Origin of the sequence: Curtobacterium sp. PhB142 (genome assembly GCF_004341255.1) — a bacterium.
GTDB lineage: Bacteria > Actinomycetota > Actinomycetes > Actinomycetales > Microbacteriaceae > Curtobacterium.
This window is the reverse complement of the sequence record NZ_SLUT01000002.1, coordinates 387436-405336: the sequence shown is the minus strand read 5'-3', so window position 1 is coordinate 405336 and position 17901 is coordinate 387436. Positions and strand designations below refer to the sequence as shown.

Genomic DNA, 17901 nt, shown 5'->3' with positions numbered 1-17901 from the left:
TGCAGGTCAGCGCCGACGCGGGTCGAGCGCGGCGCGCAGCGTGTCGCCGAGCGCGATGACGGAGAGCACCGTGACGGCGAGGAACGCCGCGGGTGCGATGAGCATGTGCGGGGCGCGGAGGAACTGCGACGTCGCGGCGGAGAGCTGCAGCCCCCACGAGATCGCCGGGCTCTCGAGCCCGATGCCGAGGTAGGTCAGCGACGACTCGGACACGATGACGCCGCCGACGGTGATGGTCGCGAGCACGAGCAGCGGCGAGATCGACGACGGCAGCACGTACCGGGTGGTGATCCGCCAGGTCGACAGCCCCATCGTGCGGGCGGCGAGCACGAACTCGGCGTTCCGCACGCTGCGGACGCTCGACCGCACGAGCCGGGCCATCGTCGGCCACCCGAACAGCGCGAGCACGAGCGACACCGTCAGCACGGACCGCTCCCCCACGCTGTTGAGCACCACGACGGCGCCGAGCAGGAACGGGAAGCCGAGGAACACGTCGGTCAGGCGGGCGAGCACGGCATCGACCCAGCCGCCGACCATGCCGGCGATCGTTCCGACGACGACGGCGACCATGCCGGCGAGCACGGTGGTGAGCACCGCGACGGCGATCGAGGACCGCGTGCCGTACACGACGTTGGCGTACACGTCGCAGCCCTGCAGGTCGAAGCCGAACGGGTGCCCGCTGGTCGGCGAGGCGCCGCTCTGCCCGAGGTCGCACACCCGGGGGTCGCCGTGGCCGAACAGTCCGGCGAACAGCTGCGGGAACGACGCGATGAGCAGCACGACGACCAGGACCGACGCGGGCACCCAGAAGCCCGGGGTGCGGGCCGCGGCCAGCAGGGGTCGTCGTCGGCCGCCGAGGACGGGCTCGACGGTGGCGCTGAGCGCTGAGGTGGTCATGCGGCTGCTCCGGTCCGGACGCGGGGGTCGAGGGCGGCGTGCAGCAGGTCGACGAGCACACTCGTGACGAGGAACACCAGGATGAGCGCGGTCGAGATGCCGACGACGACGGCGCCCTCGTGCGACCGGATGCCCTGGAACAGCAGGTTCCCGACGCCGGGCAGGTTGAAGATGCCCTCGATGATCACGGTGCCGCCCATCAGGTACCCGAGGTCGGTCGCCAGGTAGGTGGCGGTGGGGATGAGCGAGTTCCGCATCACGTGCACGCCGACGATCCGACCGGGTGCGAGCCCCTTGGCCCGTGCGGTCCGGACGTAGTCGGCGTCGAGGGTCTCGATCATCGAGGTGCGGGTGAGCCGGGACACCGCGGCGAGCCCGAACAGCGCGATGACGAACGCCGGCAGGATGTACGCCGTCGGCCAGCCTGCGGTGACGCCGGCGACCGGGAACCAGTGCAGCCGCACGGAGAACACCAGCTGCAGGGCGACGCCGAGGACGAACACGGGGATCGCACCGACGACGATGGTGCCGACCAGCACCGTCTTGTCGAGGGCGGTCCCGCGCTTCAGGGCGGAGAGCACCCCGAGCCCGATGCCCAGGACGATCTCGAGGGCCCACGCGGTGAGCGCCAGGGTGATCGTGACGGGCCACCGCGAGGCCATCTGCTCGCCGACGGACTGCCCGTTGAAGTCGGTGCCGAAGTCGCCGCGGAACAGCCCGCCGAGGTACTGCACGTACTGCAGCCAGAGCGGCTGGTCCAGGTGGTACTCAGCCCGGAGCGTGCGGACGACCGCGTCGCTGAGCGGCCGGTCGCCGCCGAGCGCCCGGATCGGGTCACCGGGCAGCGCGAACGTCATCGCGTAGATGAGGAACGTCACCCCGAGGAACACGATGGCCAGGCCGCCGAGCCGGCGACCGACGGCGAGCGTCGGACGCATCACGCGCCTCCCGACACGGCCGCCGACACCGGACGGGAGGCACGGGTCGGGTCCGCCACGTGCGCCGCGCAGGCGAGGATCGCCCCGTACTGCACCCCCACCAGTTTCCGCACCGGGATCGGGTCCGCCTCGGTGGCGGCGTCCGCCTGCCAGTGCGCGTAGCGCTCCGCCAGGCGGTCGCGCAGGCGCCGGAGCGGCGCGGACGCCGTACCGGCGGTGGTCTCCGCCTCGAACGCGCGCAGCAGCATGCCGCCGTAGCGCAGCCGGAAGCAGCGGACCAGGTCCTCGCAGCCGAAGCGCTCCGCGACGGTGGCCCGCCGGTCGGCCGGCTCGCGGTCGGCCCGGCGGCGGTCGGTGTCCGCCGTGCCGACGAGCATCGGCACGAAGGCCCGCGACGCCTCGAGGAACGGCGACTCGATCGACAGCATCGGCGACGCCTCGTCGAGCAGCTGCTGGAGTTCCTCGCCCGAGGCACCGAGCTCGGCGGAGCAGCGCCGCAGCAGGTCGGCGTACGACTCGTCGGTCGGGGTCTGGTCGTCGGCGTCCGGGTGGCTCCAGTACGGCAGTTCGGCCACCATGCACAGTGCTCCGTGCCGCATCGCCCACGCCGCGCTCGACGCACCGTGGATGTGCTCGCCCGGGTCGACCCCGAGTCCTTCGAGGTAGTCGTACGCGGTCTCGATCCCGTCCATCGCGAACACCGCGGGGGCGAGTTCGCGCAGGAACGGTGACTCGGGCTCCCCGGTGTCGAGCGGCAGCCCGAGCGCGGCGGGGACCGCGTGCAGGGTGTCGACGACGTCGGGCAGGTCCTCGGACAGGTAGTAGTAGACCCCGCCCATCTCGCCGTTGTGCAGCGACACCAGCAGGTCCGGCTCGGTGTCGTCGATGAGCCGCATGAACGCGAGCGTCTCGGGCAGCACCTGGTCGAAGTACACCGACTTGTGGCTGTTCGGGAACGTCCACTCCACTTGGCTGTCCGGTGCCGGGCGGTAGAAGTGCCGCGAGTAGAACACCCGGTCGTGCGGGTCGTGGAACCACGCCTCGTTGAGCCGCATGCCGTCCGGGTCGATCGTCGGGACGATGTGCCAGGTGACGTCGAGCGCATGGGCGTCGTCGTCGGTGAGCACCGTCTGGGCGAGGTGCAGGGCCGTCCACGAACCGATCGGTTCGTTCGGGTGCACGCCGCCGACCACGACGGCGGCGTGCGCCCCGGTGCCGATCCGGTAGGAGTGCAGTGGTTCGCCGAGCCGGCTGGTGCCGATCCGGGTGACCGTGACCTGGTCCGGGTGGGACGCTGCGAGCGCGTCGAACCGGGCGTGCAGGTCGTCGACGAGCGGGAAGCCGTCGTGGTCGGGGACCTCGGCCGCCAGGCGGAGGATGGTGCGCTGGTCCATGTGGTGGTGCCCTACTTCACGGCGATCTGCGCGACGACCGGGCTGCCGGCGACCGCGGGGAGCTTCGTGACCTTGTCGCTCGTGACGTACGAGTACTTGTCGAAGAAGGTCGGGACGACGGGGAAGTCCTCGAGCACGGCCTCCTGCGTCTTCGTGTAGTACTCGTTCGCCTCGTCCTGCGAGCCGGCGGAGTCGGCCTTCGCCAGCAGCGCGTCGACGGTGTCGGACTGGTAGTACCCGGTGCAGGGCGAGCAACCGCCCGCCAGGGTGAACAGGGCGCGGAGGGTGTTCTGCTGGCTGATGTACAGCGCACCCCAGTGACCGAAGTGCGGGCCGGCGACCTTCTTGTCCGTCAGCTCGGAGTAGTACGAGGCCCAGTCGGTGGTGGCCTTCGCGACGGTGTCGACGCCCAGGTTCTGCCGGATCTGGTTGGCGTACGCCTCGTAGAGCGAGTCGAGGCCGCTGCCGCCGGGGTAGACGAGCGTGATCGTGCCGTCGAAGCCGCCGGACTTCGCCAGGAGCTGCTTCGCCGCCGCGGGGTCGAACTCGCACGCGTCGCCGCAGATGCCCTCTTCGGTGCCGGACATCGACGGGGGCGTGAGTGCGGTGGCGGGTTCGTACAGGCCGCCGTAGATGGCGGTGTTCACCTCGTCGCGGTCGATCGACATCGAGATCGCGCGACGGACGTCGGGGTCGGAGTACCGGTCGTCCCAGAGCGGGAAGCCGAGGTAGTCGATGCCCGGGGCGTCGAAGGAGTGCAGGCGGTCACCGAAGTCGGCCTTCGCGCTCGTCATCTTGTCGGTCGGCAGGAACAGCACGTCGGCGTTGCCCGCGAGGACGTCGGTGTAGGCGGTGTTCATGTCGGAGTAGCTCCGGAACGTGACGTCCTTCGTGACCGGCTTCGTGCCCTCGTAGTCCTTCCACGCGGTGACGGTGAACTCCTTGTCCGCCTTCCACGCCGACTGCATCTCGTAGGGGCCGTTCCCGATCGGCTTCTCGTCGTACGCCTTCAGGTCCTCGTAGGCGGCCGACGGCATCGGGTAGAACGCCGTCTGGGCCTGGCTGAGCTGCAGCGGGAACTGACTGTCGGCGTGGGTGAGCGTGACCGTGAAGGTGTCCTTGCCGGTGACCTTCAGCCCCGACATCTCCTTCGTCTTCGGGGTGCCCTTCGCCTGGTTGAGGTCCGTGTACCCGACGATCGCGGCGAGCTGCCCGCTGTTCTCCCACGCGTTGGGGCCGTAGGCGACGTGGTTCCAGGCCTTCACGTAGCTCTCCGGGGTGACGGCCTCGCCGTTCTGGAACGTCCAGCCGTCCCGGAGGGTGATGGTCCACGTGGTGGCGTCGTCGCTCTCGACGCTCTTCGCGGCGACGTCGTGGAGCTCGCCCTTCGCGTCGGTCTGCGTCAGCGGCGCGAACAGGCTCTGCACCTGGTCGAACGCGACGGTCTGTCGTCCGGGCGTCAGGTGGTCGGGCTCGCCGGTGGCGTACACCAGGCTCGATCCGCCGGCGGAGTCGGCCGTGCCGCTCGCCGAACAGCCGGTCACCACGAGCGCCAGTGTGGCTGCCGTGGCCAGGGCGGCGATGGTCCTGCGTCGCATGGGGGTCTCCTCGGGTCGTCGTTGATGAGTGAAGCTAGGCCCGTTCGAGCACCCGGCACAATGCTTCTTTCAATGAACTCTGAAACTTTTACCGTTCTGAAACACTCGCGAAACGACAGGTGTCGCGCTCGACCGGGGCCGTGTGCCACGCTCGGACCATGCGGCACACACCCCACTTCCTGATGACGGACGTCGACGAGGTCAAGCGCCTCGTCGCCGGCAACCCGTGGGCCACGATCGTGTCGCACACCGACGCCGGGATCGTCGCGTCGCACTACCCGTTCCTGCTCGAGACACCCGGGCCGGACGACGACCCCGACCAGGTCGTCCTCGTCTCGCACGTCGGCCGCCCCGACGAACTCGCGCACGAACTCGGCCGCCACGAGGTCCTGGTCGTGGTGCAGGGTCCGCACGGCTACGTCTCCCCCGCCTGGTACCCGCCGGAGCAGTTCGTGCCGACCTGGAACCACGTCACCGCCCACCTGTGGGGCACGCCGGAGCTGCTGTCCGACGACGAGAACTTCCGGGTGCTCGGCGAGCTCGTCGACCACTTCGAGCGCGTCATGCCCGAGCCGGTGTCCCTCGAGATCGACGAGGAGACCGCACGCCGGATGGCGAAGGGCACCGTCGGCATCCGGATCCGCATCACCCGGTTCGACGCCCGCGCGAAGCTCTCCCAGAACAAGGCACCCGAGGTCGTCGACCGCATCATCGCCGGTCTGCGCGGCGACGGCCCCTACGCGTCGCCGGCGCTCGCCGACGAGATGGAGCGAGCGCACGCTGCGCGCGCTGACGACCGGGAGGCTCGGTGATGGAGATCCTGGTCCGCACGGTCCGCAGGGTGGGCACCTCCGGGGCCCCTGCCGACGTCCGCATCGCCGCCGGCCTGGTCACCGAGATCGCGCCGGCCGGCACGCTCGACCCCGCCGGCCCCGACACCGAGGTCGTCGAGGCCGCCGGAGCCTGGCTCGGCCCCGGCCTCCGCGACCACCACACGCACTTCGACCAGTGGGCCCTGGTGCGCCGCCGCGTCGACGTCTCCGGCTGCGACTCCGCGGAGTCGACCGCCGACCTCCTCGCCGCGGTCGCGCGGACCGGGGTGCCGGACCGCGTGCTGATCGGACACGGCTACCGCGACGGGTTGTGGCCGACCCCCGCACGACGCGAGCTGCTCGACCAGGCCGCACCGGGCCTCCCGACCGTCGTCATCAGCGGTGACCTGCACGCGGTCTGGTGCAACGCCCTCGCGCTCGCGCACTTCTCCGCACTCGTCGGCCGGCCGCTCGAGGCGGGTGACGACGGGATCCTGCGCGAGCAGGACGCCTTCGACGTGACCGGTGCGCTCTCGCAGGTGCCGGACGACCTGCTCGACGGGTACGTCGCCGACGCCGCGGAGGCCGCTGGCGCCCGCGGCGTGACGGGCATCGTCGACCTCGAGATGCGCTTCGGCCTCGACCGCTGGGCGCGCCGGATCCACGCCGGCACCGAGGCGCTCCGGGTGTCGGCCGGCGTCTACCCGGCCGAACTCGACGCCGTGATCGACCGCGGGCTCCGCACCGGCGACGTCGTCGACCGGACCCGGGGCCTCCTCACGATGGGGCCGTTCAAGGTCGTCACCGACGGCTCGCTCGGCACCCGGACCGCAGCCATGACCGACGGCTCCGGCGTGCTGGCGTGGGAGTTCGACGACCTCGTCGCGATCACCCGCCGAGCCGTCGACGCCGGACTCGTCCCCGCGATCCACGCCATCGGCGACCGGGCGAACACCCTCGCGCTCGACGTCTTCGAAGCCGTCGGCGCCCGCGGCACCATCGAGCACGCGCAACTGCTCGTCGACACCGACGTCGACCGGTTCGCCAGGCTCGGGGTGGCCGCCTCGGTGCAGCCCGAGCACGCCATGGACGACCGCGACATCGCCGACCGGCACTGGGCGGGCCGCACCGACCGTGCCTTCGCGTTCGCGTCGCTCGCCCGAGCCGGTGCCCGGCTGCTGCTCGGGTCGGACGCCCCGGTGGCGCCGCTCGACCCGTGGATCTCGATGGCCGCGGCCGTGGGACGCGACCGGGACGGCCGCGACCCGTGGCACCCCGCCGAACGACTCTCGGCGCTCGCCGCGTGGCAGGGGTCCACGGACGGTCGGGTCAGCGTCGCGGTCGGCGACGTCGCGGACCTGGTGCTCGTCGAGTCGGACCCGCTGGCGGCGTCGTCGTCCTCGTTGCGGTCGATGCGGGTGCTCGCGACCGCGATCGCCGGACGGTTCACGTACCGGGAGGTGTGAGCGGGCGGGTGTACCCGTGCCCCGTGGCGTCGTCGCCGCAGCCTTGTGAAGCCCAGGTACGATCTAAAACAGCGTCGGATCGAGGAGGAGAGATGGTAACCGCACCGCACCTCGCAGTCCTCTCGCGGATGTTCTCGCCCTCCGTCTTTCGGAGTCTCGGCACGACAGGACGCTCTCCGCTCCTCGCAAGGCTGCTGGCTGACGCTGACGCTGAGTTCAGCGCCCCATCTTCGCCTCTGACAGTGGAGGATGCGCTCCGGAGGGCGTTCAATGTCCTCATGTCAACCGGTAACCGAGATGACTACGTTTACCGAAGCGCCGTGATTCAAAAACTCTTCATCGCGCGACACTCCTTCCGCACAGCTACACCCATGCTCGAGGCTCGCACCGGCTCTTCCCGAGCCGACGTTGTGATCCTCAACGGAACGTCTACCGCGTACGAGATCAAGTCCGAACGCGACTCAATGGCCCGCATCCACAATCAGCTTCTCGACTACCGCCAGGTTTGGGCGACAGTGAACGTGGTCACCAGCGGTCGGCAGGCGCGCGAAGTTCGGAGAATCGTTCCCGGTGATGTCGGAGTCATCGTCCTGACCGACCGATTCACCCTGCACGTGGAGAAGGAGGCGACTACATCGCCAGAACGAACGTCGCCTCTGCTCTTGCTCGACGTCCTCCGGGTCCACGAGGCCCACGCCGTGTTGGAACGGATGGGGGTCGAAGAGCCGAGCCTTCCTAATACGCTCGTGAGAGCCTATCTGCGGTCAGAGTTCTCGAGACTTGACCCATCAGCCGCACACGACACAGCAGTGAAGGTACTCAAGACATCGCGATCGCTTGCTAAATCCGAGGCCGCGGTCCAGCGGCTTCCGCTATACCTGCGAGCGGGCGGCATCAGTCAGCACTTCAACAATGCCTCATATGCTAGATTGCAGGGAGCGCTCGCGACGCCGTTGCCGCAAGCCCTCACCTGGAGCTGACGAGTGGTCTACTACCCCTACTTCCGTGGCAAACAGTTCGAGCTGATCGCCCTCAGAGAGTCGGCTGAAATCATCGCTCGGAACAGCTTCGTTCCCATTATCGAGCCTGTGCGTGAATCGCTCGCCAGCCTCGGACGGACGCTCGAAGCACTTGCCCAGCACAGCGCCAAGGCAATCATTGTCACCAACCCGCGATACGGCGACCTCAGGGGCAACGCGCAATCAATTCTCGACATGTTGGACGAAACCTATCCACAGGACGAGAACATAACTGCGGGAGTACTCCTGACGAGCGACACCACCGTCGCCTCTGCAATCCAGGAACTGAACGCCGACTCGCGACGCAATCCGTCTCTCATACATGCTGGATTCTCAATGCCAGGAGAGCTTACCGCCGGCTTCCAGGAATTGACGGTACCAGCGAACGTGTTCATCGAGAGCGAAGCGAACACGCTTTACAGGCGCCACTTTACCGGAAGCACACGCGTCCTTATTCGAGACGGATTCAGACGAGTAAAGAACTCTGCATACCCCGAAATCGAGAACTTCTCGGATCTCCACGCTACCTATCCCGACCTCGGCATGGACGGCTACGGCGATTTCCTGACCGTCGGTGACTTCTATGCCGAAGGCGGGGGCCCCGCCTATGCCGTCGCGATTCACCTGACGTTCATCGACCCCGTGCTCGACGACACAATGCGCATCTACCACTTCATCTCGGATTCGAACGACACCCCGACCGACCCGGCTGGTAAGTTCGCGCAAGCGCTGCAGAAGCTCATTGATCGTTTAGATTCAGGCAACTCGGGTCTCCTTCGGACATCGGCAATCGAGGAGTTCCGAGAACTCCACGACCGCCAGCACTTCCCGGGCCTAGGGCACGTCAAGAAATTGTCGATGAAACACCACTTGGAGACGTTGGCAGACTACCACCAGTCAGCGCATGTCTGACCGGTACTGCTGCCCAGAGTGTTTTGGCGACAGAGGCCTGCGGGACAACGTGTTCCCGCGTCTCAGCATCAGCATCGGCACTTGCGACTTCTGTGGCTCGAAAAACGTCTGCCTTGTTGAACCGATTGCACTCAGGGAGTCGTTCGAACTGCTCCTTTCACCCTACCGAGTCGACCCGAACGGGACTCCACTCGTCCGGCAGCTCGTCGAAGACTGGCGCCTGTTCTCCCACCAGACAATGGACGACGCGCACGCAAAGGAGCTCCTCGCCGAAATCTTTGACGACGGCGACTTAGTCCGGAAGAACTATGCACCAGTAGAGCAAGTCCCTTCCGCCAGCCTCGGACAGTGGGAGAAACTCCGAGCGGAGATGATGCACCACAATCGTTGGTTCCCGGCCGAGCCTGTCGATCTACCCCGCCTTCGCGGGCTACTCGACCAGATCATCACCGCCTCCTTGTCGATCGGATCCGACTGGTATCGCGCACGGCTTATGACCAATGCCGCACCTTTTGCGCTCGCTGATATGGGGGCACCGCCGGCCCATCTAGCCGGGCACGGGCGCGCGAACCCGGCCGGAATTCCATACCTGTACCTAGCTTCCAACGCAAAGACTGCCATCTCCGAAATTCGCCCTCACACCGGCGAGCGTGCCACCATCGCGCGATTCCAGCTACCCGACCTGAAGCTCGTTGACGTCCGTGATCCACGCGGCCTGGTCTCGCCGTTCGATCTTGACGATTCGGAGGTGATCAAACTCCGTCACGATCTACCGCTTCTTGAGCGGTTGGGCGAGGAACTGACGCGTCCTGTGGTTCCGAGCGGTGCGCCTTACGAGTACATTCCCAGTCAGTACCTGTGTGAGTTCATGAAGAAGAGCGGTTTCGACGGGGTTGCATATAGAAGCTCCGTCGGCGAAGGCGTGAACGTTGCGATCTTCGACCCGGCGGTAGCTACTGGGATGGACACGACTGAAACGACAGTCAATGCGGTCGTAGTCGAGATCAGCGAGCCGACACCAACGGCGGCGTAAGAGCCAGCGCTACTTCTGGTCCTTCGGGCACCAGTAGAGCTTCCGGCCGGCCATGTCGGCCATCCGGATCTCGGTGCCGCACACCCGGCAGGGCTCACCCTGGCGGTGGTAGACCCAGTGGCGGTCCTTGCGCGAGCGCAGGGCCTTCTCGTGGTCGGCCTCGGACAGGTCGTCCATCGTCATCATCAGGCCGTCGCGGACGCCGTCGTGCAGCAGCTTCGACCAGTCCGCCCACAGCGCCTTCGCCTGCTTGACGGTGATCTTCTTGCCGACCTTGTACGGGTCGATGCGCTGTCGGAACAGCAGTTCGGCGCGGTAGATGTTGCCGATGCCGCTCACCACGGACTGGTCCATGAGCAGCTGGCCGATGGCGACGTTGCGCTTCCGGACGTTGTCCACGAAGGTCTTCTCGGCCTCGGGACCGTCGTCGTTCATCGGGTCGGGGCCGAGCTTGTCGAGGGCACGCTGCACCTCGGCCGGGGTCTCCACCACGCAGGCCGTCGGGCCGCGCAGGTCGGCGACGGTGTCCTCGGTCAGGATGCGGACGCGCACCTGGCCGACGGGGTCCGGCGGGAAGGACTCGATCGGGTCCTCGACCTTCTCCTGCTCGGCCATCCGGTACCGCGCCAGGCGGGGAGCACCGATGGAGGTGAGCGATTCCTCGCCGTCGTCGTCGGCGGACAGCGCCGTGGCGGTCGACAGGTCGCCGGCGAAGTCCCACGCGCCGTAGAGCCCGAGGTGGACGCGCAGGAACAGATCACCCTCGAACTCGAGGAACATCTGCTTCGCCACCGCACGGGCGGCGATCATGCGCTTGCCGTCGATCTGGGCGGCCCCGGCGGCGAACCGCCCCTGCGGACTGGACACCTCGCAGCGCTTGCCGACGAAGTGCCGGGTGAACTGGTTGGCGATTCGGTGGACGGAGTGACCCTCGGGCATGGGACCTGTCTACTCGGCCGAGCCGTCGATCTGCTTGCCGGCGATGTGCCCCGTCTGCTCGTACTCGGCCAGCTGCGCGATGCGGCGCGCGTGACGCTCCTCACCCGAGAACGGCTCGGCGATGAACAGGTCGACGAAGCGGATCGCTTCGTCCTCGGTGTGCTGGCGGGCGCCGATGGAGATGACGTTGGCGTCGTTGTGCTGGCGTGCGAGCAGTGCGGTGGACTCGTTCCAGACGAGTGCTGCACGGACCCCTTCGACCTTGTTCGCGGCGATCTGCTCGCCGTTGCCGGAGCCGCCGAACACGACGCCGAGCGCCTGGACGCCGGCACGCTGGTCCTGCACCACGGCGTGCGCGGCGTTGATGCAGAACGAGGGGTAGTCGTCGAGCGCGTCGTACTCGGTCGGTCCGTGGTCCACGACCTCGTGCCCGGCTTCGGTCAGGTGCGTTGCGAGGGTCTGGTTGAACTCGAGGCCGGCGTGGTCCGTTCCGAGGTGGATGCGCATGGAACCGATCCTATTCCTGCGGCTACTGCCCCCGGACCACCACGACGACGTACCGCGTGGGCCCCTCGCCCGGGTTCCGGTAGACCACGTCGGCGGGGTCACCGAGCTCGATCCGGTCCCCCGCGGCGAGCCGCGTCGGCTCGCCGCCGACGACGAGCTCGAGCACGCCGTCGACCACCCAGATGCAGTGCCGCAGGAACGCGTAGGCGGACGCCGGGTAGGCCACTTCGCGGCCGGCCGGGAGGCGCACCTCGGTGACGTCCGCGGGGAACGCCGCACTCGAGACCGGGCGGCGGCGGTACCCGGTGTCGGGATCGGTCCAGGACTCCGCGGTCGCGCCGCGTTGGATGCCACGTGCGTCGTCGGGGTCGGTCGCCCTGGGCACCTCGTGCTCGAGGGCCTCGTCGAGGAGCTGCGAGATCGTCAGGCCGAAGGCGCCGGAGAGCCGGCCGAGGATCGTCGCGGTGGGGCTCGACACCCCGCGCTCGACGCGGTTGATCATCGCGCGGGAGACACCGGACTCCTCGGCGAGCTCGGTGAGGCTCCACTTGCGTTCGGTACGCAGGCGTTGGAGACGCTCGCCGAGGGCCCGTTCCGCGAGACCCGGCTCGTCGTCTACGATGTGAGACATGACGACAGCATATGCGACGAACGGGACGGATCCGGTCGTGGTGCGCGATTGCGGACCCCGTGACCTCGACGTCGTGCACGCCCTGCACGTCGACGCCGTGCTGCACTCCACCGCCATCTGGCAGGAGGAGCCGCACCCCCGCGCGTACTTCGACGGCTGGCTGGCCGAACGGCAGGGCGACGGGTACCCGGTGCTCGTCGCCGAGGTCGACGGCACCGTGGCCGGGTACGCCACGTACTCGCAGTGGCGGCCGCACCACGGGTACCGGCTGACCGTCGAGCACAGTGTCTACGTGGTCGAGTCGTTCCGCGGTCGGGGCATCGCCTCGACCCTGATGCGGTCGCTCGTCGAGCGGGCGGCCGCCGAGGGCCGGCACGTCATGATGGCCGGGATCTGCAGCACGAACACCGGGTCGATCGCCCTGCACGAGAAGCTCGGGTTCGCCACGATCGCGGTGGTGCCCGAGGTCGGACGCAAGTTCGACCGGTGGCTGGACCTGACGCTCATGCGCCTGCCCCTCGCTTGACGCGAGCCGAGGGGCGGGGGCGAGCCGCGCCTCCCGTCCGCTTGCCGACCGACGGAACCTGGTTCCGGACACGGAACCAGGCGATTCCGCGGTGCTGTGCCCGGAACCTGGTTCCGGAGCGTCAGGCGGTGGTGTCGAAGATCGGGCCGACGGTACGCGAGCGCTTGAGCTCGAAGAAGCCGGGGTACTTCGCCACGGCGACGACGCCGTCCCACAGGTCGAGCGCTTCCTGGCCCTTGGGTGCCGGGGAGATGACCGGGCCGAAGAACGCGGTGCCGGCGACGGCGATGACGGGCGTGCCGACGTCCTGTCCGACGCGGTCGATGCCGTCCTGGTGGCTGACGCGCACGGCGGCGTCGACCTCGTCCGTCCAGGCGTACTCGAGCAGGTCGGCATCGAGGCCGAGTTCCGCGAGCACGGCGGGGACCACCTGGTCGGGGTCCTGCTCCTGGCGGTGGTGGATGTGCTCACCGAGGACGTCGTAGAGCGGCTTCACGATGTCCTGGCCGAGCCGGAGCCGCGCCGCCGTGACGATGCGCGGGTAGAGCTGCCCCTTGTGGACCCGCTCGCGGTACTCGTCGGGGATGTCCTGGTCCTCGTTCAGGACGAACAGGCTCATCACCTTCCACGTGACGTCGAGGTCGCGGTGCTCGGCGACCTCGCCCACCCAGCGGCTCGTCATCCAGGCCCAGGGGCAGTTCGGGTCGAACCAGAACTCCACGGTGGTGCGTTCGGTCGTGTGTTCCGTCGTGTGTTCCGTCGTCTTGTCCACAGTCGTCTCGCTCACGCTCCGAGCGTACGCGGCGTCGCTAGGCTGGGGATGACCGTCCCGCCGGTGCACGACGCCGTGCCGGGACTCCCCCTCGCGGACCACGATCGTCCGCGTCCTCAGCGAAGATGGAGCGTTGCGTGCCCGGAGAGAACCTCACCAGAACCGAAGCCCAGGAACGTGCCGGCATCGTCAGCGTGCAGACGTACGACGTCGAGCTCGACCTGACCCGCGGCGCCGAGACGTTCGGCAGCACCACCCGCGTGCGCTTCACCGCGACCGCCGGTGCGTCCACGTTCATCGACGCGATCACGAAGACCGTGCACTCCGTCACCCTGAACGACACCGCGCTCGACGTCGCCGCGGTGAACGACGGCGTCCGCATCCAGCTCGACGACCTGCAGGAGCAGAACGAGCTCGTGGTCGTCAGTGACGCGCTGTACACGAACACCGGCGAGGGCCTGCACCGCTTCGTCGACCCCGTGGACGACGAGGTGTACCTGTACTCCCAGTTCGAGGTCCCCGACTCGCGCCGCATGTTCGCGGTGTTCGAGCAGCCCGACCTCAAGGCACAGTTCTCCTTCACCGTGACGGCGCCGTCACGGTGGCAGGTCGTGTCGAACTCCCCGACGCCCGAGCCCCACGTCGACGGTGAGAACGCGACCTGGGCCTTCCCGCCCACCGCGACCATCTCGAGCTACATCACCGCGCTCATCGCCGGCCCGTACGAGGTCGTCCGCGACGAACTGACGAGCAGCGACGGCCGGACCGTCCCGCTCGGCGTCTTCGCGCGCAAGTCGCTGGCCGAGTACCTCGACCCCGAGTACGTGTTCGAGACCACGAAGAAGGGCTTCGCCTACTACGAGGAGAAGTTCGACGTCCCGTACCCGTTCGAGAAGTACGACCAGCTCTTCGTGCCGGAGTTCAACGCCGGTGCGATGGAGAACGCGGGCGCGGTCACGTTCACCGAGACCTACGTCTTCCGCTCGAAGGTGACCGACGCCATCAAGGAGCGCCGGGTCGTCACGATCCTGCACGAGCTCGCGCACATGTGGTTCGGCGACCTCGTCACCATGAAGTGGTGGAACGACCTGTGGCTGAACGAGTCGTTCGCCGAGTGGGCCTCCACGATCGCCACCGCCGAGGCCACCGAGTGGACCGAGGCCTGGACCACGTTCCAGGCGATGGAGAAGTCCTGGGCCTACCGCCAGGACCAGCTCCCCTCGACCCACCCGATCGTCGCGACGATCAACGACCTCGAGGACGTCCAGGTCAACTTCGACGGCATCACGTACGCCAAGGGCGGCTCCGTCCTGAAGCAGCTCGTGGCGTGGGTCGGCATCGACGCGTTCTTCGCCGGCGTCTCGGCCTACTTCAAGAAGCACCACCACTCGAACACCGAGCTGCGTGACCTGCTCGTCGAGCTCGAGGCCACCAGCGGCCGTGACCTGTCCGAGTGGTCGAAGCTCTGGCTCGAGACCGCGGGCGTCAACACGCTCCGCCCGGAGATCGAGGTCGACGCGTCCGGCGCGATCACCGCGTTCGCCGTCCTGCAGGAAGCGCCGGCCGACTACCCGACGCTCCGCCCGCACCGCCTGGCCATCGGCGTCTACTCCTTCGGGACGGACGACTCCGCGCCGTTCGGTGCCGACACCGCGTCGTCCGGCGGCAAGCTCGAGCGCGTGCACCGCGTCGAGATCGACGTCGACGGCGCACGCACCGAGGTCCCCGAGCTCGTCGGCGTGCAGCGCGGCGACCTCGTGCTCCTCAACGACGACGACCTGGCCTACGCCAAGATCCGTCTCGACGAGCAGTCCCGCACGACGGCGATCGAGCACCTCGCGGCCATCGCGAACCCGCTCGCGCGCTCCATCGTGTGGGGTGCGATGTGGGATGCCACGCGCGACGCCGAATCGCCCGCCAGCGACTACGTCCGGCTCGCGCTCGGCAACATCGCGACCGAATCCGAGTCGACGACCATCCGCACGACCCTGTCGCAGCTCCTCCTGACGACGCGCAACTACGTGGCGCCGTCGAAGGTCGACGCCACGGTCCGCACGGTGGGCGAGACGCTCTGGCAGCTCGCGGCCTCGGCCGAGGCCGGGTCGGACGCCCAGTTCCAGTTCGTGAAGTTCTTCGCGCAGATCGCGTCGACACCCGAGCACGTCGCCACCCTGCAGGGGCTGCGCGACGGTTCGGTCACACTGAACGGGCTCGAGATCGACACCGACCTGCGCTGGGAGCTGCTCGAGGGCCTCGTGCTCGCCGGTGCCGCCTCCGATGCCGAGGTCGACGCGGAACTCGCGGCCGACAAGACCGCGTCGGGTGAGCAGGCCGCGGCCCGCGCCCGTGCGACGATCCCGACCGCCGAGGGCAAGCTGGCCGCCTTCGCGTCGCTCGTCGACTCCTCCGAGCTGCCGAACGCGATCGTGCGCCAGACCACGGTCGGGTTCCAGCACGTGAACAGCCCCGTCGTGCTCGAAGGCCTCGTACCGAAGTACTTCGAGGTGCTCACCCGCATCTGGGCCGAGCGCAGCTACCACATGGCCGACACCATCGTCTCGGGCCTCTACCCGGCGCCGCTCGCGTCGGCCGAGCTCCGCGACGCCGCCCACGCGTGGCTCGAGGCGCACCCGGAGACCCCGGCGCTGCGGCGCATCGTGTCCGAGAGCGTCGCGGGCACGGAGCGTGCGCTCCGGGTGCAGGCTGCCGACGCCTGAGCTCGAGTGACTGATCGGCGGGGTCTTGGCGTTCCTCATGGAACGCCGAGGCCCCGCCCTCTAGCATCGACCGGATCATGAGCCTCGCTGCAACCACCGATGAGACCACGAAGGCCGTCTCCAACGCCTTCACCGACTTCGTCACCACCTGGCACGACGCGATCGTCATCGTGATCACGATCCTCGTCGCGATCATCCTCCGGCTGATCCTGCGCCGAGTGATTCGTCAGGTCGTCGACCGCGTCGTCTCCGGCGTCAAGAAGCGACAGGGAGCGACCGACACGCAGGCGCTCATCGCGTCGCCGGTGCAGACCGCACGCGTCGTGCAGCGCACCCGCACACTCGGGAGCGTCCTGCAGAACCTGGCCACGGTCATCGTCGTGGTGATCGCCCTGGTCGTGATCATCCCGCTCCTGGTGCCGAACGCCGCCGTCGGCATCGTCGGTGGCGCGTCGCTCGTCGCCGCGGGCCTCGCCGTCGGCGCACAGTCGATCGTGAAGGACCTGCTGTCCGGCATCTTCATGATCCTCGAGGACCAGGCTGGCGTCGGCGACGTCGTCGACACCGGGCAGGCCACGGGCGTCGTCGAGAACGTCGGGCTCCGAGTCATGCAGGTGCGCGACGTCAACGGGATCCTGTGGTTCGTGCCGAACGGGCAGATCCTGCGCGTCGGCAACCTGTCCCAGGGCTGGTCGCGCGTCCTCGTCGACATCACCGTCCCCTACGACACCGACATCGACGCCGTGCAGGACGCCCTGCTCGCGGCCGCCGTCACCATGTCGCAGGAGCCCCGCTGGCGCCAGCGCATCGTCGAGAAGCCTGAGATCTGGGGGCTGCAGTCGGTCTCCCCCGACGGCATGGTGTTCCGCCTCGTCGTGAAGACCCGCGCCTCCGAACTCGACGTCGTCGGCCGCGAACTCCGCGCCCGCCTGAAGCACGCCGTCGACGAGATCGGAGTCACCCTGCCGGCGATGGCGATGATCATGCCCGAGGGCTGGGAGAACGCGACCTCGATCAACGGGCTGCGGTCGGTGCAGACGCGTCCCACCCCGGCGCCGACCAAGCCGCGCCGCTCCAAGCGCAACGTGCTCGGGCAACCCATCCGGACCGACGACCACCACGACGGCGGGAAGGACCCCCAGTGACCGATCCCACACCCCCGAGCAGCGGCCCCGGCGGGGGTGGGCTCGGCATGCCCGGCATGCCCGGCGTGCCGGGTGTTCCGGCGCAGCCGATCACGCTGCGGGTCGGCGAGCACGGGGCCTCGGCCACCGGCTCGCTCTTCGACCGCATCGGTGGCGCCCCGACCTTCGACCGGCTCGTGCGCCGCTTCTACGAGGGCGTGCAGCAGGACGACGTCATCTGGCCGATGTACCCGGCCGACGACCTCGAGGGCGCGATCTGGCGCCTGTCGGCTTTCCTGCAGCAGTACTGGGGCGGGCCGGGCACCTACAGTGAGGAACGCGGACACCCCCGGCTCCGGATGCGGCACAACCCGTTCCGCATCACGTCCGAGGCCCGCGAGCGCTGGCTGCACCACATGCGCGAGGCCGTCGAGTCCCTGCAGCTCGCACCCCTCGACGAGGCCGAGCTCTGGGCGTACCTCGACCGTGCCGCGCACGCCATGACGAACACCTTCGACTGACGCCCGCTCTTCAGCCGCCCAGGTTCCGACTGCCGTTCAGGTTCCGAAATCTGCACATCTCGGCGCCGCCTCGTCCCGTTCGTGGAACCTCGGCG

17 protein-coding genes are annotated in these 17901 nt (G+C 68.6%); 9 read left to right on the top strand and 8 right to left on the bottom strand.

Going from position 1 to position 17901, the window contains the following annotated elements; genetic code table 11:
• Positions 1-6: 6 nt before the first annotated feature.
• From EDF31_RS05305 to EDF31_RS05290, 4 genes are read right to left on the bottom strand one after another with little or no spacing between them, the layout of a single operon-like run.
• The gene (locus tag EDF31_RS05305; RefSeq protein WP_131845424.1) at positions 7-897 is read right to left on the bottom strand and encodes an ABC transporter permease; all 891 of its coding nucleotides are present in this window, start codon (positions 895-897) and stop codon (positions 7-9) included.
• On the bottom strand, positions 894-1835 hold the full coding sequence (locus EDF31_RS05300; protein ID WP_123341105.1) for an ABC transporter permease: 942 nt from the start codon (positions 1833-1835) through the stop codon (positions 894-896). Before EDF31_RS05300 ends, EDF31_RS05305 begins: the two co-directional genes overlap by 4 nt.
• On the bottom strand, positions 1835-3229 hold the full coding sequence (locus tag EDF31_RS05295) for a M14 family zinc carboxypeptidase (protein WP_131845423.1): 1395 nt from the start codon (positions 3227-3229) through the stop codon (positions 1835-1837). Before EDF31_RS05295 ends, EDF31_RS05300 begins: the two co-directional genes overlap by 1 nt.
• Positions 3230-3240: 11 nt before the next feature.
• A complete protein-coding gene (locus EDF31_RS05290; RefSeq protein ID WP_243649873.1) occupies positions 3241-4827 on the bottom strand; it encodes an ABC transporter substrate-binding protein in 1587 nt (528 codons plus the stop codon).
• A gap of 158 nt (positions 4828-4985) precedes the next feature.
• On the opposite strand from EDF31_RS05290, the gene EDF31_RS05285 reads away from it, so the two are divergent.
• The 5 genes from EDF31_RS05285 (at position 4986) to EDF31_RS05265 (ending at position 10069) form a co-directional block, all read left to right on the top strand.
• A complete protein-coding gene (locus EDF31_RS05285) occupies positions 4986-5639 on the top strand; it encodes an FMN-binding negative transcriptional regulator (RefSeq protein ID WP_131845422.1) in 654 nt (217 codons plus the stop codon).
• A complete protein-coding gene (locus tag EDF31_RS05280; protein WP_131845421.1) occupies positions 5639-7105 on the top strand; it encodes an amidohydrolase family protein in 1467 nt (488 codons plus the stop codon). Before EDF31_RS05285 ends, EDF31_RS05280 begins: the two co-directional genes overlap by 1 nt.
• 92 nt (positions 7106-7197) lie before the next feature.
• On the top strand, positions 7198-8085 hold the full coding sequence (locus tag EDF31_RS05275; protein WP_131845420.1) for a sce7726 family protein: 888 nt from the start codon (positions 7198-7200) through the stop codon (positions 8083-8085).
• A 3-nt stretch (positions 8086-8088) separates the two neighbouring features.
• Positions 8089-9036, top strand: a complete 948-nt coding sequence (locus EDF31_RS05270; RefSeq protein ID WP_131845419.1) for a sce7725 family protein — start codon at positions 8089-8091, stop codon at positions 9034-9036.
• On the top strand, positions 9029-10069 hold the full coding sequence (locus EDF31_RS05265; protein ID WP_131845418.1) for an RES family NAD+ phosphorylase: 1041 nt from the start codon (positions 9029-9031) through the stop codon (positions 10067-10069). The genes EDF31_RS05270 and EDF31_RS05265 overlap by 8 nt, the downstream gene beginning before the upstream one ends.
• A gap of 9 nt (positions 10070-10078) precedes the next feature.
• Here EDF31_RS05265 and EDF31_RS05260 read toward each other — a convergent pair whose 3' ends face one another.
• The 3 genes from EDF31_RS05260 to EDF31_RS05250 are packed head-to-tail and all read right to left on the bottom strand — an operon-like array spanning position 10079 to position 12146.
• On the bottom strand, positions 10079-11008 hold the full coding sequence (locus EDF31_RS05260) for a DNA-formamidopyrimidine glycosylase family protein (RefSeq protein WP_131845417.1): 930 nt from the start codon (positions 11006-11008) through the stop codon (positions 10079-10081).
• A gap of 9 nt (positions 11009-11017) precedes the next feature.
• Complete coding sequence (locus EDF31_RS05255; protein ID WP_123293994.1) at positions 11018-11515, bottom strand: ribose-5-phosphate isomerase; 498 nt, start codon at positions 11513-11515, stop codon at positions 11018-11020.
• Positions 11516-11537: 22 nt separating this feature from the next.
• Positions 11538-12146 carry an XRE family transcriptional regulator gene (locus tag EDF31_RS05250; RefSeq protein ID WP_123673322.1) on the bottom strand — a complete coding sequence of 203 codons (609 nt, stop codon included), beginning with the start codon at positions 12144-12146 and terminating at the stop codon, positions 11538-11540.
• On the opposite strand from EDF31_RS05250, the gene EDF31_RS05245 reads away from it, so the two are divergent.
• The gene (locus EDF31_RS05245; protein WP_131845416.1) at positions 12145-12672 is read left to right on the top strand and encodes a GNAT family N-acetyltransferase; all 528 of its coding nucleotides are present in this window, start codon (positions 12145-12147) and stop codon (positions 12670-12672) included. The genes EDF31_RS05250 and EDF31_RS05245 overlap by 2 nt on opposite strands.
• Positions 12673-12793: 121 nt before the next feature.
• Here EDF31_RS05245 and EDF31_RS05240 read toward each other — a convergent pair whose 3' ends face one another.
• Complete coding sequence (locus EDF31_RS05240; RefSeq protein WP_347812685.1) at positions 12794-13459, bottom strand: DsbA family protein; 666 nt, start codon at positions 13457-13459, stop codon at positions 12794-12796.
• Positions 13460-13581: 122 nt separating this feature from the next.
• Between EDF31_RS05240 and pepN the strand changes: the two genes are divergently transcribed.
• From pepN to EDF31_RS05225, 3 genes are all read left to right on the top strand, one after another.
• Positions 13582-16161 carry an aminopeptidase N gene (gene pepN, locus EDF31_RS05235; RefSeq protein WP_131845415.1) on the top strand — a complete coding sequence of 860 codons (2580 nt, stop codon included), beginning with the start codon at positions 13582-13584 and terminating at the stop codon, positions 16159-16161.
• Positions 16162-16238: 77 nt separating this feature from the next.
• On the top strand, positions 16239-17306 hold the full coding sequence (locus EDF31_RS05230; RefSeq protein ID WP_131845414.1) for a mechanosensitive ion channel domain-containing protein: 1068 nt from the start codon (positions 16239-16241) through the stop codon (positions 17304-17306).
• Positions 17303-17806, top strand: coding sequence for a globin (locus EDF31_RS05225; RefSeq protein ID WP_279387355.1), 504 nt, complete (start codon positions 17303-17305; stop codon positions 17804-17806). The genes EDF31_RS05230 and EDF31_RS05225 overlap by 4 nt, the downstream gene beginning before the upstream one ends.
• The last annotated feature ends 95 nt before the right edge of the window (positions 17807-17901 follow it).

What these genes read in the sequence shown, in the direction of transcription:
- EDF31_RS05305 (WP_131845424.1), bottom strand. Translation starts at nt 897, where the DNA reads ATGACCACCTCAGCGCTCAGCGCCACCGTCGAGCCCGTCCTCGGCGGC.
- EDF31_RS05300 (WP_123341105.1), bottom strand. Translation starts at nt 1,835, where the DNA reads ATGCGTCCGACGCTCGCCGTCGGTCGCCGGCTCGGCGGCCTGGCCATC.
- EDF31_RS05295 (WP_131845423.1), bottom strand. Translation starts at nt 3,229, where the DNA reads ATGGACCAGCGCACCATCCTCCGCCTGGCGGCCGAGGTCCCCGACCAC.
- EDF31_RS05290 (WP_243649873.1), bottom strand. Translation starts at nt 4,827, where the DNA reads ATGCGACGCAGGACCATCGCCGCCCTGGCCACGGCAGCCACACTGGCG.
- EDF31_RS05285 (WP_131845422.1), top strand. Translation starts at nt 4,986, where the DNA reads ATGCGGCACACACCCCACTTCCTGATGACGGACGTCGACGAGGTCAAG.
- EDF31_RS05280 (WP_131845421.1), top strand. Translation starts at nt 5,639, where the DNA reads ATGGAGATCCTGGTCCGCACGGTCCGCAGGGTGGGCACCTCCGGGGCC.
- EDF31_RS05275 (WP_131845420.1), top strand. Translation starts at nt 7,198, where the DNA reads ATGGTAACCGCACCGCACCTCGCAGTCCTCTCGCGGATGTTCTCGCCC.
- EDF31_RS05265 (WP_131845418.1), top strand. Translation starts at nt 9,029, where the DNA reads ATGTCTGACCGGTACTGCTGCCCAGAGTGTTTTGGCGACAGAGGCCTG.
- EDF31_RS05260 (WP_131845417.1), bottom strand. Translation starts at nt 11,008, where the DNA reads ATGCCCGAGGGTCACTCCGTCCACCGAATCGCCAACCAGTTCACCCGG.
- EDF31_RS05255 (WP_123293994.1), bottom strand. Translation starts at nt 11,515, where the DNA reads ATGCGCATCCACCTCGGAACGGACCACGCCGGCCTCGAGTTCAACCAG.
- EDF31_RS05245 (WP_131845416.1), top strand. Translation starts at nt 12,145, where the DNA reads ATGACGACAGCATATGCGACGAACGGGACGGATCCGGTCGTGGTGCGC.
- EDF31_RS05250 (WP_123673322.1), bottom strand. Translation starts at nt 12,146, where the DNA reads ATGTCTCACATCGTAGACGACGAGCCGGGTCTCGCGGAACGGGCCCTC.
- EDF31_RS05230 (WP_131845414.1), top strand. Translation starts at nt 16,239, where the DNA reads ATGAGCCTCGCTGCAACCACCGATGAGACCACGAAGGCCGTCTCCAAC.